Source organism: Centipeda sp. (in: firmicutes) (assembly GCF_057271695.1).
The window spans coordinates 1-14,355 of the sequence record NZ_DBHIVL010000026.1 but is presented as its reverse complement, the minus strand read 5'-3'; the positions used below and the strand labels follow the sequence as shown (position 1 = coordinate 14,355).

At 57.9% G+C, this 14,355-nt stretch carries 14 protein-coding genes and 1 tRNA gene; 5 read left to right on the top strand and 10 right to left on the bottom strand.

The genetic code is table 11. From position 1 onward, the window contains the following. Nucleotides 1-62: 62 nt before the first annotated feature. A tRNA-Arg gene (locus ACO6BQ_RS05655) sits at nucleotides 63-137 on the bottom strand. A 127-nt stretch (nucleotides 138-264) separates the two neighbouring features. Between ACO6BQ_RS05655 and ACO6BQ_RS05650 the strand changes: the two genes are divergently transcribed. The 5 genes from ACO6BQ_RS05650 to ACO6BQ_RS05630 all read left to right on the top strand — a co-directional run bounded on the left by ACO6BQ_RS05650 (nucleotide 265) and on the right by ACO6BQ_RS05630 (nucleotide 4,491). After that, on the top strand, nucleotides 265-906 hold the full coding sequence (locus ACO6BQ_RS05650) for a phosphoribosylanthranilate isomerase (RefSeq protein ID WP_489119940.1): 642 nt from the start codon (nucleotides 265-267) through the stop codon (nucleotides 904-906). A 77-nt stretch (nucleotides 907-983) separates the two neighbouring features. Continuing rightward, on the top strand, nucleotides 984-1,763 hold the full coding sequence (gene trpC, locus ACO6BQ_RS05645; protein WP_489119939.1) for an indole-3-glycerol phosphate synthase TrpC: 780 nt from the start codon (nucleotides 984-986) through the stop codon (nucleotides 1,761-1,763). Nucleotides 1,764-1,766: 3 nt separating this feature from the next. Next, a complete protein-coding gene (trpB, locus tag ACO6BQ_RS05640; protein ID WP_489119938.1) occupies nucleotides 1,767-2,954 on the top strand; it encodes a tryptophan synthase subunit beta in 1,188 nt (395 codons plus the stop codon). Then, complete coding sequence (trpA, locus tag ACO6BQ_RS05635; RefSeq protein WP_489119937.1) at nucleotides 2,951-3,736, top strand: tryptophan synthase subunit alpha; 786 nt, start codon at nucleotides 2,951-2,953, stop codon at nucleotides 3,734-3,736. Before trpB ends, trpA begins: the two co-directional genes overlap by 4 nt. 71 nt (nucleotides 3,737-3,807) lie before the next feature. Continuing rightward, complete coding sequence (locus ACO6BQ_RS05630) at nucleotides 3,808-4,491, top strand: fructose-6-phosphate aldolase (protein WP_489119936.1); 684 nt, start codon at nucleotides 3,808-3,810, stop codon at nucleotides 4,489-4,491. A gap of 74 nt (nucleotides 4,492-4,565) precedes the next feature. Here ACO6BQ_RS05630 and ACO6BQ_RS05625 read toward each other — a convergent pair whose 3' ends face one another. The 9 genes from ACO6BQ_RS05625 to ACO6BQ_RS05585 form a co-directional block, all read right to left on the bottom strand. Then, nucleotides 4,566-5,267 (bottom strand): hypothetical protein, encoded by a 702-nt coding sequence (locus tag ACO6BQ_RS05625; RefSeq protein ID WP_489119935.1) that lies wholly within the window; start codon nucleotides 5,265-5,267, stop codon nucleotides 4,566-4,568. A gap of 176 nt (nucleotides 5,268-5,443) precedes the next feature. Further along, nucleotides 5,444-6,136, bottom strand: a complete 693-nt coding sequence (locus ACO6BQ_RS05620) for a Crp/Fnr family transcriptional regulator (protein ID WP_489119934.1) — start codon at nucleotides 6,134-6,136, stop codon at nucleotides 5,444-5,446. 33 nt (nucleotides 6,137-6,169) lie between these two features. Then, nucleotides 6,170-7,027, bottom strand: coding sequence for an NAD(P)/FAD-dependent oxidoreductase (locus ACO6BQ_RS05615; protein ID WP_489119933.1), 858 nt, complete (start codon nucleotides 7,025-7,027; stop codon nucleotides 6,170-6,172). Nucleotides 7,028-7,100: 73 nt separating this feature from the next. Further along, a complete protein-coding gene (locus ACO6BQ_RS05610) occupies nucleotides 7,101-8,054 on the bottom strand; it encodes a ribose-phosphate diphosphokinase (RefSeq protein WP_489119932.1) in 954 nt (317 codons plus the stop codon). A gap of 141 nt (nucleotides 8,055-8,195) precedes the next feature. After that, complete coding sequence (gene glmU / locus ACO6BQ_RS05605) at nucleotides 8,196-9,560, bottom strand: bifunctional UDP-N-acetylglucosamine diphosphorylase/glucosamine-1-phosphate N-acetyltransferase GlmU (RefSeq protein WP_489119931.1); 1,365 nt, start codon at nucleotides 9,558-9,560, stop codon at nucleotides 8,196-8,198. Nucleotides 9,561-9,587: 27 nt separating this feature from the next. Continuing rightward, the gene (locus tag ACO6BQ_RS05600; protein ID WP_489119930.1) at nucleotides 9,588-10,325 is read right to left on the bottom strand and encodes a GntR family transcriptional regulator; all 738 of its coding nucleotides are present in this window, start codon (nucleotides 10,323-10,325) and stop codon (nucleotides 9,588-9,590) included. A 15-nt stretch (nucleotides 10,326-10,340) separates the two neighbouring features. Further along, nucleotides 10,341-11,204 carry a 4-(cytidine 5'-diphospho)-2-C-methyl-D-erythritol kinase gene (gene ispE / locus ACO6BQ_RS05595; RefSeq protein WP_489119929.1) on the bottom strand — a complete coding sequence of 288 codons (864 nt, stop codon included), beginning with the start codon at nucleotides 11,202-11,204 and terminating at the stop codon, nucleotides 10,341-10,343. A gap of 121 nt (nucleotides 11,205-11,325) precedes the next feature. Continuing rightward, nucleotides 11,326-13,740, bottom strand: coding sequence for a replication restart helicase PriA (gene priA, locus ACO6BQ_RS05590; protein WP_489119928.1), 2,415 nt, complete (start codon nucleotides 13,738-13,740; stop codon nucleotides 11,326-11,328). Between the two features lie 73 nt (nucleotides 13,741-13,813). Continuing rightward, entirely contained in the window at nucleotides 13,814-14,170 is a 357-nt protein-coding gene (locus tag ACO6BQ_RS05585) for a hypothetical protein (protein ID WP_489119927.1), read from the bottom strand. Nucleotides 14,171-14,355 lie beyond the last annotated feature (185 nt).

Below are 14,355 nucleotides of genomic sequence, written 5' to 3'. Positions count from 1 at the left end.
CAAAATCCTTTTTCAATCAAACGAAAAAGTCCTGCGGAAAATCCACAGGACAAAATTGCAAATGGTGCGCTCGGCGGGAGTCGAACCCACGCTTTCAGCTCCGGAGGCTAACGTCCTATCCACTGGACTACGAGCGCGCAACACTATTCCACTGTACCTCACAAATAAATACACTAAAATACGGCTTTTGTCAATAGTTTTTTAGAAATTGACAAAAGGCGCAGCTGCCTCTAAGATGATGGAATACGAATGGGAGGCGATGCTATGCGCGTGAAGATGTGCGGGATGCGGACGATTGCGGCGGCGTGTGCGGCAGAGGAGGCGGGTGCGGACTACATCGGTTTTATCTTTGCGGAAAAGAGCAGACGCTATGTGACGCCCGAAACGGCGCGTGCGATTGCGCGTGCGCTGCATCGCGTGAGAACGGTCGGGGTCTTTGTGGACGCGCCGATGGATGAGGTGAATCAAATTGCTGCGTTTGTCGGGCTGGACTATGTGCAGCTGCATGGGCATGAGCCGGCGGAGATGGCGAAGGAATCGCAGTATCCTGTGATCAAGGCATATCGCTACGGGGATGATTTCGATGCGGATGCGGCGAGTGCGTACCCTGCCGAGATGATTCTTGTCGACAGCTATGTGCAGGGAGCAGCGGGCGGCACGGGGACGGCGTTCCACTGGCAGGACGCGGCGCGGGAGATCGCACGCGTGACGAAGCCCGTGCTGATTGCGGGCGGCATCACGGCGGAGAATGTCGGCGAAGCCGCAACGATCTTTCAGCCGTTCGGTGTGGATGTGTCGGGCGGGCTTGAGAAGGACGGAGAGAAGTCCGAGGAGAAAATCCGCACATTTATGGCGACGGTACAAAATGCTTCGTTTGGGAGTATTGCTCGGCATCAGCGCATTTGACAAATCCGCTGTCCTCCACTAGAATGGGGAATACGTCGCATGACGCAAAGATTATAGAAGCCCGAAGGAGGTGCAGTGTGCGCGATATATTAGCCGAAATTGTCGAAAAAAAGCGCGCCATCGTAGCGGAGGCAAAGAAACGCCGCCCGCTCGATGAGCTGAAAGAAAATCTCCCATGCGGTACGTTCCGCATGGCGGAGCACTTCCGATGGCGAGGCTGGGGTCTCATAGCAGAGTGCAAATTGCAATCGCCCGCAAAGGGACGGCTGACGACAACACACAGCGTTTTGGAGCTTGCCGATCTCTACACGGCGGCGGGTGCGGCTGTGCTCTCCGTGCACACCGATCCGCATTTTCTGGGGAGCAACGAGGACTTTGCTGCGGTACGTGCGCGTGTGGATACGCCGCTCCTGCGCAAGGACTTCATCATTGACCCGTATCAGGTCTACGAGGCACGCGCCCTTGGCGCGGATGCGGTTCTCCTCATTGTGCGCATCCTGACACCCGAGCAGCTGAAGGAGCTGCTCTACCTCACATGGAGTCTCGGCATGGATGCCCTCGTAGAGGTGCATGACCGTGCTGACCTTGAGATTGCACAGCAGACACCTGCAGAGTTCATCGGGATCAACAACCGTAATCTCGTGACGTTCGAGACGAGCATTCAGACGACGCTCGACCTCCTGCCGTATGCAGATATGAACCGCACGATAATCAGCGAGAGCGGTATTTTCACCGGTGAGGATGCGATGCGTGTGCACAGAGCGGGCTGCAAGGGCGTGCTTGTAGGCGAGGGACTGGTACGATCTGCCGATATCGGCGCATTTGCGAGAGAATTGACAAACATAAAGGAGCAATGATATATGGGTAAGAAGGGAAGATTTGGCGACTACGGCGGGCAGTATGTGCCCGAAATTGCAATGCCCGCGCTGAACGAACTTGAGGCGGCATATCTGAAATACCGTACGGATGAGGATTTCCTCACGGAGTTTCGCAGCTATCTGCGCGACTATGCGGGGCGTCCGACGAACCTCTACTTTGCCGAGCGGCTGACGAAGCACTACGGCAAAGCAAATATCTATTTGAAACGTGAAGACCTCCTTCATACGGGTGCACACAAGATCAACAACGCACTCGGACAGGCTCTCCTCGCACAGCGCATGGGCAAGAAGCGCATCGTCGCGGAGACGGGTGCAGGGCAACACGGTGTCGCGACGGCGACGGTCGCTGCACTCTTCGGCATGGAGTGCCACATCTTCATGGGTGCGGTCGACGTCGAACGTCAGCGGCTCAACGTGTTCCGTATGCGCCTCCTCGGGGCGACGGTCATCCCCGTCTCAAGCGGCACGGGTACGCTCAAAGATGCGACGAGTGAGGCGATTCGTTACTGGGCGACGAACATCACGGACACCTACTACGTCATTGGCTCTGCGGTTGGACCGCATCCGTATCCCGAGATGGTGCGCGACTTCCAGAAGGTCATCGGCGAGGAGATCCGTGCACAGGCGAAGGATACGTTTGGCGGCAAGCCCGACTACCTCGTCGCGTGCATCGGCGGCGGCAGCAACGCCATCGGCACGTTCTACGATTTCCGTAACGATGCGGATGTCAAGAAGTTCTGCGTCGAGGGCGGCGGACGCGGTGATGCGGACGGCGACAACGCCAAGACCCTCAGCGGCGCGGGCACGCCCGGCATCCTGCACGGTGCATACAGCTATCTCCTTCAGGATCAAGACGGACAGGTTGTCGAGGCGTACAGCATCTCGGCAGGTCTGGACTACCCGGGTGTCGGCCCTGAGCACTCCTATTTCAAGGACAAGGGCATCGTCACCTACGTTTCCGTAACAGACGCGGAAGCACTTGCGGCATTTCAGCGTCTCTCACGCATCGAGGGCATCATCCCCGCGCTCGAGAGTTCGCACGCACTCGCGTATCTGGAGAAACTCATGCCCGAGACGAAGGCCGGCGAAAATGTCGTCGTCTGCCTCTCGGGGCGCGGCGATAAGGACGTGCAGATGGTCGCAAAGGAACTGGGGGAGGATATCGCATGAGCACGCGTCTGGATGAAAAACTCGCAAAACTGCGCGCAGAAGGTCGCACAGGACTTTATATCTACGTCACAGCGGGCTGCCCGAGTGCAGAGGCGACCGTGGACATCGTGCGTCGTGCCGAGGAGGCGGGCGCGGATGTGATTGAGCTGGGGCTTCCCTTCTCCGACCCGATGGCAGATGGTCCTGTCATTCAGGAGGCGAGCGTCATCGCCCTCCGGAACGGCATGACGATGACGAAGGCACTCGAAGTCGTCAAGGAGATTCGGAAATACTCTGAGATTCCGCTCATCGGTATGGGCTACATCAATATGGTTCATCACTACGGCTTTGAGAAGTTCGTCACGGATTTCAAGGCAGCGGGCATGGACGGCGTGATCTTCCCCGACGTACCGCACGAGGAGTCCGCTGATATGCGCCGCATCTGCGCCGCGCACGACTTCACGCTCACGGAGTTCATCACGCCGGGCACGACTGAGGAACGCATGGAGGAGACCTGCAGGGACGCGCGCGGCTTTATCTACTGTATCTCGAACTACGGTGTCACGGGGGTCAAGGAGATTGACTACTCCATCATCGGCGGCGTGTGCAAGGCGGCGCGCCGCTATACGGACGTACCGCTCGCGATCGGCTTCGGCATCGGCACACCCGAGGCGGCGGCGCGTGCCGCCAAGCAGGCGGACGGCGTCATCGTCGGCAGTGCCGTCGTCAAAAAGATCATCGACGGCGATATCGACGTCGGTATTCAGCTGATTACTGATATGCGCAAAGCACTTGACGCATAACGAAACGAAAAAGCTCACCCGATACAAACAAACGGGTGAGCTTTTATACTTGTATTGAAAGGATTGGAACGATGAAATACTTACTCGACTCCGCAAACCTCGCAGAGATTCGCGAGCTCTCCGAATACCTCCCCATCGCCGGCGTAACAAGCAATCCGACCATTGTAAAAGCAGAAGGTGCAGTCCCCTTCTTCGCCCATATGCGTGAAATTCGCTCCATCATAGGAGCACTGCGTCCTCTGCATATACAGGTGACAGCACAGTACTATGACGGCATGATGCGTGATGCGGAAGCCATATTCCGCAACGTGGATGAGAAGGTCTATGTCAAAGTTCCTGTGGACTTCGCGGGTGTGAAGGTCATCAAGGCACTCAAACGCCAAGGTGTAAACGTGACAGCGACCGCAATCTATGGCATGGATCAGGCTTTCATCGCACTTGAGGCGGGTGCGGACTGCATTGCTCCCTACTACAACCGCATGGAAACCCTCGGCGTTGATGCCGCGAATGTCATCGGCAACATTGCGGGCATTATCAATCACTACGGCTACGAGGCCGAAATTCTTGCCGCGAGCTTCAAGCAGCCCGCCCAGATCGACCGCGCCATCCTTGCGGGTGCGCACTCCGTCACCGCAGCACCGAACGTCCTGCGCGAAATCTTTACGAAGAAAACCGTCAGCGATGCCGTTCGGACATTCGCTGACGACTGGGCAGGACTATATGCCGGCAAAACACTTGCAGAACTTGCGGATTGACATACTCACACCGCTCTTTGTTCCCCGTTCCTAACAAGGGACTGTTGCACGAAGAAAACAGCGTGCCGCAGTCCCTATTTTTCTTCCTCCTCCTCTGTTGCATCGACTTCCTGCGCCTCTGCCGCCCCCTCATGAACAGCGGAGACCGGTGCAAAGTAGCGGCGGATGCTCACGACCTCATCGCCGATAAAGAGTACGACGGGAGATTCGCGCAGCATGACGAGCTCCAAAAGCCGCGCCTGTTCGGCAGGATTTTTCTCCCGCATCGTCGCAGGATCGGCGGCTGCACGCGTGAGCGTGATCGCCTTCTGCTCGGTGGCAATATAGTCGACGGTCTTGCTCACAATGACAGCGAGTGGGTCATAGACGCGGTTCGACAGCTCCGTCGGCGGCGCATTTTTCTCGAAGCGGACACGCAGCTCCTGCATATCCTGTTCCAGATCCATAAGGCGCGCATATGTGATCGGGAGAGCCGTCTCGCCCTCCTTCGCATCCGTGAGGATCTGATGATAGCGTGTCCAGTTGCGGTCAAGCTCGGCAATCTGCTTTTGATATGTGCCCCACCACGGCATAAAGAGATCCTGGTCGCGCATAATGGCAGCGCGAGCCTCGAAGGTCAGCGGCTCGGGTGCACGCTCCGCAGTTCGAAGATGGAAGACAACGCCGCCAAGCCCAATCAGCAACGTAACAAAGACCAAGAAAATACGACGCGGCAGATAGCGGAATAGGATGATGAGCAGCAACAGGACAAGAACGCCCAAAACATAAATCAGCATAGACTCCTCCTATGTTAAGGAAGCACTGATAAATTCAGCCGAGCCATCTTGACGCATCTTTTTTGCCCGCACTGTGCCCCCGATCCTCCACATAGCTTTTGCTATGCGTCCGGTTTGCCTCCTTGTTCGGACGAAAAATCTACGCCAATCTGAGGGTCTATTTTATCAGCGATTCCTTAAGCTCCCGCACGCTCCTGAAGTGCCGCCCGATTCAGTATGTGAATACGTCCGCGTGAGGTCTTCACCAGCCCCTCCTGACTGAAGTCGCGGATGAGGCGGCTCACAACCTCACGTGCCGTGCCGAGATACTGCGCGATCTCCTCGTGGGTCAGACGGATCTCATCCCCCTCCGTGCGTGCGGACTCCGTGAGCAGGAATTTCGCAAGCCGCCGGTCCGCCGAGGTGAAGAGCATCTGCTGTACCTTCCACAGCAGCTCCGAAAGGCGCACAACCATACGCTCATACACAGCGGCACGCACCTCTACATTCGCATCGAGAATATTGCGTACAACCTCCGTGTCGGAGATAAAAAGCTCTGTATTCTTTGATGCCACGATTGCAATGTCACAGGAAATTGTTCCGAGAGCTGCGGTGCTTGGCAGAAATGAGTGATCACCGTCACGCAGGAAATACAGGGTAAACTCGCGCCCCTCCTCCGAGAGGATGTAGACACGCAGAGAGCCGGAGATGATATGAAGTATTCCCACCTGCGCAAGCGGCCCACGGTAAACGGATGTCCCTTTTTCATAGCGCATAAAACGCGTATGTGACAACAAAGCATCGCACTGTTCAGGGGTCAGTGGACTCCACAGGTCAAATTGCTCAATATAATCCCGAAAATGACAGCCGTCCGAACGATATGCCGCCATAACCATCCCTCCTTTCTCTCCGTTTGTCCCCTTTTATCGTTGGCGCAGATATCTTACTGCCGCAAGCCCTGCCACAGCTCCCTCGTATACTGCCTTGGCAACCTGCAAAAGTCCGCCCGTGCAGTCCCCTGCGGCATAGATGCCGGGGACGTTGGTCTCCATCTGAACTCCCACGGTGACCTTGCCGTCGTCGAGCAGTACGCCGAGCTTCCGTGCCAACTCCGAGCCGCTGGGCGTTCCAACCGCCAAAAAGACGCCATCGACATCCATCTGCGATTCATCGGCAAAGACGATCCGCTGTACGCGGCGATCGCCCTCGATTCGTGCAATCTTTCCCGTGTGTACCACAACATCGTCCGGAAACACGGCGGAGATCTCCGCACCATGCGTCAACATTGAAACTTGCGCTGCGTGCGGCCGCAGGATCTCCGCCTCGTGCAGCGCATAATCCCCCGCACCGATGACGGCAGCCCTTTTCCCACGATAGAAAAAGGCATCGCAGATCGCACAGGAGCTGACCCCGCGTCCCGCGAACTCCTTGAGTCCCGGAACAGATATGGTTCTGCGCGGTGCACCTGCCGCCAGAATGACCGCATCGCCCGCATACTTTTTCCGTACACCCTCGATTCCAAAGCCGCCGTCGGTCGGCACAACCGCCATCACCTCGTCCGTCTCAAACACAACGCCAAGGCGTTTTGCCCCTGCAATTCCGCGCCGCTCGAGCTCCGCCCCCGTGATGGGTTCATCAAAACCGTAGTAGTTTTCGACGAGCTCGGCATCGGCAAGACCGCCCCCGCCCTTGGAAATGACCCTCACATCGGCGCCCCCGCGCCGCGCATAAAGCGCAGCGGAGACACCCGCAGGACCGGAACCGATGATAATGACGTGCATAGATACTCCTACAAGTGATACGAAAAAAGAGGCGCACACAAGACGCCCCTTTCTCTGTCAGCGGAGAGCGTACTCAACGATGGTTAAAGAGCAGGCTCACCGAACGATGGCTTTGGATGCGCACAATCACATCTGCAAGAGACTGTGCAAGAGAGAGTGTGACGAGTTTATCGGACTGCTTCTCAGGAGGCAGCGGGATGGAGTCAGTAATGACAAGCTGGTCGATCACGGAGGCGTTGATTCGCTCGATCGCAGGGTCGCTGAGAATGGCGTGTGAGCACGCCGCAAGCACACGCTTTGCCCCGCGTTCCTTAAGTGCCTTTGCCCCCTCGCAGAGCGAGCCTGCCGTATCAACGATGTCATCGATGAGAAGTGCGGTGCGCCCCTCTACCTCACCGATGAGGTTCATGACCTCCGCACAGCCCGGGGAGGGACGGCGTTTCTCAATGATCGCAATCGGTGCATGGAGGAAGTCCGCCATGATACGCGCGCGTGTGACACCGCCGAGATCCGGCGAAACGACGACCAGATCCTCGATCTCCTGCTCACGGAAATAGCTCGCAAGCACGGGTGCGGCACCGAGATGATCCACAGGGATATCGAAGAACCCCTGAATCTGCCCCGCGTGGAGATCGACCGTGACAACGCGGGTCACGCCCGCCGTCGTCATGAGGTTTGCGACGAGTTTTGCCGAGATCGGCTCACGCCCGCGTGTCTTACGATCCTGACGCGCGTAGGCATAGTACGGAACGACTGCCGTAATGCTGTGCGCAGACGCACGCTTGCATGCGTCCGTGAGAATCAGCAGCTCCATGAGGTTGTCATTCACGGGAAAGCTGGTCGACTGGATGATGAAAATATCCTTCCCTCGAATGCTCTCCTCGATCATCACCTGGATCTCACCGTTGTTGAACTGTCCGACGAAAGTCTCGCAGAGCGGGATGCCGATACGGTCTGCGATATCCTTCGCAAGCTGCGGATTCGCATTCCCTGTCAGGATGCACACATTGTCGGTCGGAAAACTCATCTCTCTGTTCCTCCTAAAAACCAGATGCGTCACGAACAATAAATAGAATACACAAATCTATTTATAGTATAACACGCACGGTTTATTTTTGGAAGAGCGTCTGCCGCCTTTTTCACCTTCTTCAGACACCTGTACGCAGAGTCATTTTCGTTTGTCCGTCCAGCCCTCGATCTCCTTCTGGCGTGCGCGTGCTACGGAGAGCGTGCCGGCGGGAACGTCACGCGTGATCGTCGAGCCCGCAGCAACATACGCGCCCTCGCCCACCGTAACGGGTGCGACGAGGTTCGAGTTGCAGCCGACAAAGGCGTTGTCCTCGATGACCGTGCGGAACTTCTGCTTGCCGTCGTAGTTGACCGTGATCGTACCGCAGCCCATGTTGACGTGCGCACCGAGGTCGCAGTCCCCGATGTAGGAGAGATGCGGCAGCTTCGAGCCCGCACCGATGTTCGAGTTCTTCACCTCGACAAAATTGCCCATCTTCACGCCCGCACCGATGTGGCTGTCGGGGCGGATGTGGTTGAACTGCCCAAGCTCCGCTCCGTTCTCGACCTCGGCGTCGTGCGCGTAAACATAGTGTGCCTTGACATTGTCGCCGACAACCATATTCTGGAAGCGGACATTCGGACCAATGACGCAGTCCTCTCCGATGACCGTGACCCCCTCGAGGAAGGTAAAGGGATAGATGACCGTGTCCATGCCGACGCGCACCTCGGCATCAATAAACGTCGTATGCGGATCGATAATCGTCACACCGTCCGCCATCAGTTCTTCGACCTTGCGGCGGCGCAGAATGCGCTCCGCCACGGCAAGCTGACTGCGCGAGTTGATGCCGAGCGTGCTCTCATAGTTATCCGCAGTGACCGCCCAGATCTTTTCCCCCGCATCGCGCAGGATGCTGAGCACATCGGGCAGGTAGTATTCGCCCTGTGCATTGTCGTTTGTCACATTCGCGAGCGCAGCAAAGAGTGCCTGCGTATCAAAGCAGTAGATGCCCGCGTTGACCTCGTGGATCTCACGCTCCTCAGGCGTCGCGTCCTTGTGCTCGACAATCTTCAGTACCTCGCCATTTTCACGGCGGATGACACGCCCGTAGCCCTTTGCGTTCGGCATGATTGCCGTGAGCACGGTCGCCTTTGCGCCCGCCTGCATATGCTCCTCATGGAAGCGCGCCAAAAGCTCCGCCGTCAAAAGCGGGGTATCGCCGCAGAGCACCATGATCGTCCCGTGCTCGCCCGCAAGCAGATCCTTCGTCTGCAGAACGGCATGCCCCGTCCCCAGCTGTTCGCGCTGCTCCACATACTCTACACTGTCACCGATGCTCTCGCGCACCACGTCGCCGCCAAAGCCCGTGACCACGATATTGCGCCGTGCACCTGCCGCGTCTGCTGCGTCAATGACGTGCTGCAGCATGAATTTTCCTGCCGCACGGTGCAGGACTTTTGGCAGCTTTGACTTCATGCGCGTCCCCTTACCCGCTGCCAGGATAACCGTTATAAAATCCAACATTATGCTCCTCCCGTTCTCCGGAAGCACCTACTCGGTGTCTTCCTGACTCTTTTTCCCCTTGCGTCTCACCAAGGTGGTACCTGTCTTTTTTTCCTGCTCCTCAATGGCGTAAAGCAGGGTCTTCTCCGAATTTTCCATGTGTCGCGCACCGACCTTGCGTGCATGGCGCGCGTCGCCCGATCCGATCGCATCCACGATCGCACGATGTTCCTCAAGGGTTGCCTTGAGTCGCCCCGGGTACGACATCGAAATCGTACGGAACCGCGTGAGCTGCTCGCGCAGATTCCCGATGATCGCAAGCAGCCGCTCGTTGCGCGCTGCCTGATACAGAAGCTCATGGAACTCGATATCCGTGCGCACAATACGCTCCATATCGTGCTCCTCGATGGCGCGTCCAATGCCGACGAGGAGTCGCTCCAAACGCTCCTGCTCCTCATCGGTGATCCGCTCCGCCGCAAGTTCACAGGCAAGTGCTTCGAGTGCAGCGCGAATCTCAAAGATCTCATTGATGTCGCGGATGGATACGCTTGCTACATACGCACCGCGCCGCGGCACAGTGACGACATAGCCCTCCTGCTCGAGCTTGCGTATCGCCTCACGCACGGGCGTACGGCTGACGAGCAGTTCGTCCGCGAGATCGTTCTCCTTGAGCCATTCGCCGGGCTTTAAGATCCCGCTGCGAATCGCATCACGCAGCACCTCACAGACAATTTCACGAAGCGGCTGGTAGCTGTTGACAACAACCGGCGATAATTTTCCCTGCATGATGACTCCCTCTGTCTATTCCCCGTATTTTTCAGCGGTACACGTCAGGTGTACCGCTGCATCCGTCTCAAGGCGGAACGCCTCGGCCGCCTCCGCAGCCGCACGTTCCTCTGCAAAGAGTCCGAACACGGTCGGTCCGCTGCCCGACATCATCGCACAGAGCGCACCGTGTGCACGCATCCGCGCACGATAGTCGGCAATCACGGGATGTGCCGTCTCGGTCACAGGCTCAAGCACATTGCAGACAAGCTCTGCGCAGCGCGTTCGATCGCCGCGTTCGAGTGCCTCCAAAAATGCCGCATTGTCCGGATGAAATCCGAGCGGATGCGCGTCGTAACTGCGGTACGCCCATGGTGTCGACACAGCGACGGGCGGCTTTGCGAGCACGACATGAGTCGCAGGAAAATCCGGAAGTGTCTGCATGACCTCACCGCGCCCCGTCGCAAACACCGTGCCGCCCATCAGGGCAAATGGGATGTCCGAGCCAAGCTGCGCACCGAGCGTGCAGAGCCGGTCGTCGGAGAGCCCGAGTGCATAGAGCTCGTTCATGCCGCGCAGCGCAGCCGCCGCATCGGCACTCCCTCCCGCAAGCCCTGCAGCAACAGGGATGCGCTTCGTGATCGCTATGTGAACCCCGCCGCGCAGACCGCACTCCCTCATAACGAGAGCCGCCGCACGATGGGCGAGGTTGCGCTCATCCGCCTCCAGCCTGGGAAGATCCACGGTCAGCGTGATTCCCTCCTCCTGCCGCGTGAACGTAAGCGTATCTGCGAGTGCGAGGGACTGCATGACCGTCGCAATCTCGTGATACCCGTCATCCCGAAGTCCCAGAATATCGAGCGTCAGATTGATCTTCGCCCGTCCGAGAATCGTTACCATAGGAAGCCTCCATTGCTCCGAAGAAAATTGATTCGTGCCGCATCGCATATCATCAGTCTTTCCTTCTATTTCCAGATTAACAGGATTTTTAATTATATTCAATAGGTTTTTCTATTATTTTTCAAAAAATTGCGGTGGGATCAATGTCAATCGCAACATCGTCGCGCAGATGCAGTCCGCGTGTACGCAAGAAGTTCTGTACGACCGCAAGCGCGTCTGTCTTGATGAGCACGATAAAACGATACGCGCCGCGCTCCCGCTCGATCAGTGCGGGCGAGGGTCCGATCACCGTGCAGCCCGTCGTTCCTGTAAACGCCGTCTGCGCTGCAGCGACGAACTCGTTTGCTGCATTCCACGCGCGTGCACGCTGCGGATCTCGAAAGAGCAGCTTCACGAGACGGCTGTACGGCGGATAGAAGAGCTCGCGGCGGAGTACAAGCTCCTGCGCCGCAAACGCTTCATAGTCCTGCCGCAGCGCAGCGCGCACGGCATAGTGCTCAGGGTTGTAGGTCTGTACGATGACCGCACCGCGTGCGCCGTGCCGCCCTGCGCGTCCCGCCGTCTGCGTGATGAGCATGAAGCAGCGTTCCGCCGCGCGGAAATCCGGCAGGTTGAGGCTCGCGTCCGCACTGATGATGCCGACCGACTGCACGCCCGGCAGATCATGCCCCTTTGCCACCATCTGCGTGCCAAGCAGAATATCGAAGTTGCGCCGCCGAAACTGCGTCAGGATCTCCGTGTGCGCCAGCTTACGTCCCGTCGTATCGCGATCCATGCGCACCAACCGTGCGGTGGGGAGGATCTGCTCCATCTCCTCCTCGAGCTTTTCCGTGCCCGAGCCGAAATATTTGATGTAGCGGCTGCCGCATTTCGGACAGGTATCGGGCACGGGGGCACGCAGATCGCAGTGGTGACAGACGAGCGCACCGTTCGCATGATAGACGAGCGGCAGTGAGCACTCCTGACAGGTAATGACGGCTCCGCAGGAGCGGCACATGATAAAGGTCGCGTAGCCGCGTCGGTTCAACATGATGATTGCCTGCTCGCCGCGCGCAATTGTCTCCGTGAGGAGGTCGCGCAGTGCGGGTGAGATGATCGTGCGCCGCCCGCGCCGCAGCTCCTCGCGCATATCGACGGCACGCACCTCGGGCAACGGCTGACTGCCGATGCGCTCGGACATCGAGAGGAGCGTCAGCTCCCCCGCTCGTGCCCGCGCGTAGGACTCAAGCGAGGGGGTCGCGCTGCCAAGCACGAGGATCGCCCCGTGCCGCCGCGCGAGGATCTCTGCGACCACACGCGCATGGTAACGCGGTGACTCGTCCTGTTTGTAGGACATATCCTGCTCCTCGTCGAGGATGATTGCACCGACATCGGCTGCCGGTGTAAAGAGTGCCGAACGCGCACCGAGGATGATGCCCGCATCTCCGCGCCGCACGCGAAAGATCGCGTCGTTGCGCTCGGCAAGCGAGAGCTGACTGTGCAGGACGACAATATCGTCTGCAAACACCTCCTGAAAAGCCGTGACAAGCTGCCCCGTCAGGGCAATCTCCGGCACAAGCACGATCACCTGACGCGCCGCCGCACGCACGGCGCGCGCCGTCTCGATGTAGACACGCGTCTTGCCGCTGCCCGTCACCCCGTGGAGCAGATAGCCACGAAACGCGCCCTCCGCAATGCCCGCGTGCAACTGCGTGACTGCCGATGTTTGCGCCTCCGTCAGCTCCTCGGCATATGCCCCCGCCGTCCCCGTACCATAGCTGGAGCGCAGCCTGCGCCGCAGGTGCTCGGTCAGATATCCCGCTGCAACGAGGTTCTTGATGGTCGCGAGCGAGATTCCTTTTTCATCGAGTTCGATACGCGTGTATGTGCCCTGCTCCCGAAAGAGGGCAAGTGTCCGCATCTGCGCCGGCTTTCGCGTAAGTCCCGCGAGCAGATCGTCCGTAATCTCCCCCGCAGTATAGAACTTCTCATACTGCGCCTTGTCGCGTTTATCCGCCTCATACTCCTTGCGCACGAGATCATAGCGCAGAAGTTTTTCCACACACAGCTCGACCTCTCCCGCAGGAAATTCCCGCCGCAGCTGCGCCATGCGCTGACTGCCGTGCTCACGCAGATGTCGATAGACGGCATGGACGCGCGCATCCGCAAGGATGGGATGCCCCTCAGCCCCATCCTCCGCCGCTGCATAGACAGAGAAAATTCTGAGACCGCTCTTGCCCGGCATAAAGAGACGCATGATCTCCGCCACCGAACAAAGATAAAAGTCCGACAGCTCCTGTGCGGCGGCAAGAAGCTCGGGGGAAAACCATGCCTCCTCATCCACCGCATCGATGATTTCCTTCAGCGCATGCTGTCCATCCCGCGCTGCATCATAGGTGCGCACACAGGTGACGAACCCCTCCTTGCGCACGCTGCCGAACGGGACGAAGACACGCCACCCTGCCGCGACCTGCGCAAGCCGCTCCGGCAGGAGATAGGTGAACTCCTGTCGGATGCTCTTGACCGGAATGTTAATATAGACATCCGCAACGGTCATATGTTCACTTTCTTCACCAAAAAAGCCGTTACACGAATGCGTTCGTGCAACAGCTCCTTTCCATCCACCACGACTACGAGACAATCGCCGCCTGATTCGCAAGGATCTCCTTGCCGGCCTGACACGCAGGGCAGATACAGGTATCTTCCCCCTGCTCCTTCGCCTGCTTTGCCGCAGCATTATACTCTTCGGCTCTCTGCGCACCGAACAGTGCGACACCGTCCGTTGACTCTGTGAAGCTGATGACCTGATCGATGGTCAGCACATCACTCTTTATTTCATCCATGAGTGTCCGAAATGCGGATTTCTCCTGCGCCGTGTCCACCGCCTCCAGAAACACCTCTGCTTTCGCCTTCAGTCCTTCGTAGACCGACGGCGCATCGGCCAGCTTCTGCACCTCATCGATCACAGCACTGCGATCCAACGCCATTCTTCATCCTCCTCAATTCTCTGATGCTCGTGTATCTGAAACAATCTATTCATTATTATAGGACAAAGGGGCACGTTTGACAACTGAAAAAATTTTTGGGCTCTATAATAAATGTTGTGGAGATACAAATTGATATTGTCAAGAACAGTTGACAAATTTCTCACAAGGGAACGACCGTTTAAGTG

Bases quoted from the DNA above. Each gene is read 5' to 3' on its own strand.
- ACO6BQ_RS05650 (WP_489119940.1), top strand. From the start codon at position 265: ATGCGCGTGAAGATGTGCGGGATGCGGACGATTGCGGCGGCGTGTGCG.
- trpB (WP_489119938.1), top strand. From the start codon at position 1,767: ATGGGTAAGAAGGGAAGATTTGGCGACTACGGCGGGCAGTATGTGCCC.
- trpA (WP_489119937.1), top strand. From the start codon at position 2,951: ATGAGCACGCGTCTGGATGAAAAACTCGCAAAACTGCGCGCAGAAGGT.
- ACO6BQ_RS05630 (WP_489119936.1), top strand. From the start codon at position 3,808: ATGAAATACTTACTCGACTCCGCAAACCTCGCAGAGATTCGCGAGCTC.
- ACO6BQ_RS05625 (WP_489119935.1), bottom strand. From the start codon at position 5,267: ATGCTGATTTATGTTTTGGGCGTTCTTGTCCTGTTGCTGCTCATCATC.
- ACO6BQ_RS05620 (WP_489119934.1), bottom strand. From the start codon at position 6,136: ATGGCGGCATATCGTTCGGACGGCTGTCATTTTCGGGATTATATTGAG.
- ACO6BQ_RS05615 (WP_489119933.1), bottom strand. From the start codon at position 7,027: ATGCACGTCATTATCATCGGTTCCGGTCCTGCGGGTGTCTCCGCTGCG.
- ACO6BQ_RS05610 (WP_489119932.1), bottom strand. From the start codon at position 8,054: ATGAGTTTTCCGACCGACAATGTGTGCATCCTGACAGGGAATGCGAAT.
- glmU (WP_489119931.1), bottom strand. From the start codon at position 9,560: ATGTTGGATTTTATAACGGTTATCCTGGCAGCGGGTAAGGGGACGCGC.
- ACO6BQ_RS05600 (WP_489119930.1), bottom strand. From the start codon at position 10,325: ATGCAGGGAAAATTATCGCCGGTTGTTGTCAACAGCTACCAGCCGCTT.
- ispE (WP_489119929.1), bottom strand. From the start codon at position 11,204: ATGGTAACGATTCTCGGACGGGCGAAGATCAATCTGACGCTCGATATT.
- priA (WP_489119928.1), bottom strand. From the start codon at position 13,740: ATGACCGTTGCGGATGTCTATATTAACATTCCGGTCAAGAGCATCCGA.
- ACO6BQ_RS05585 (WP_489119927.1), bottom strand. From the start codon at position 14,170: ATGGCGTTGGATCGCAGTGCTGTGATCGATGAGGTGCAGAAGCTGGCC.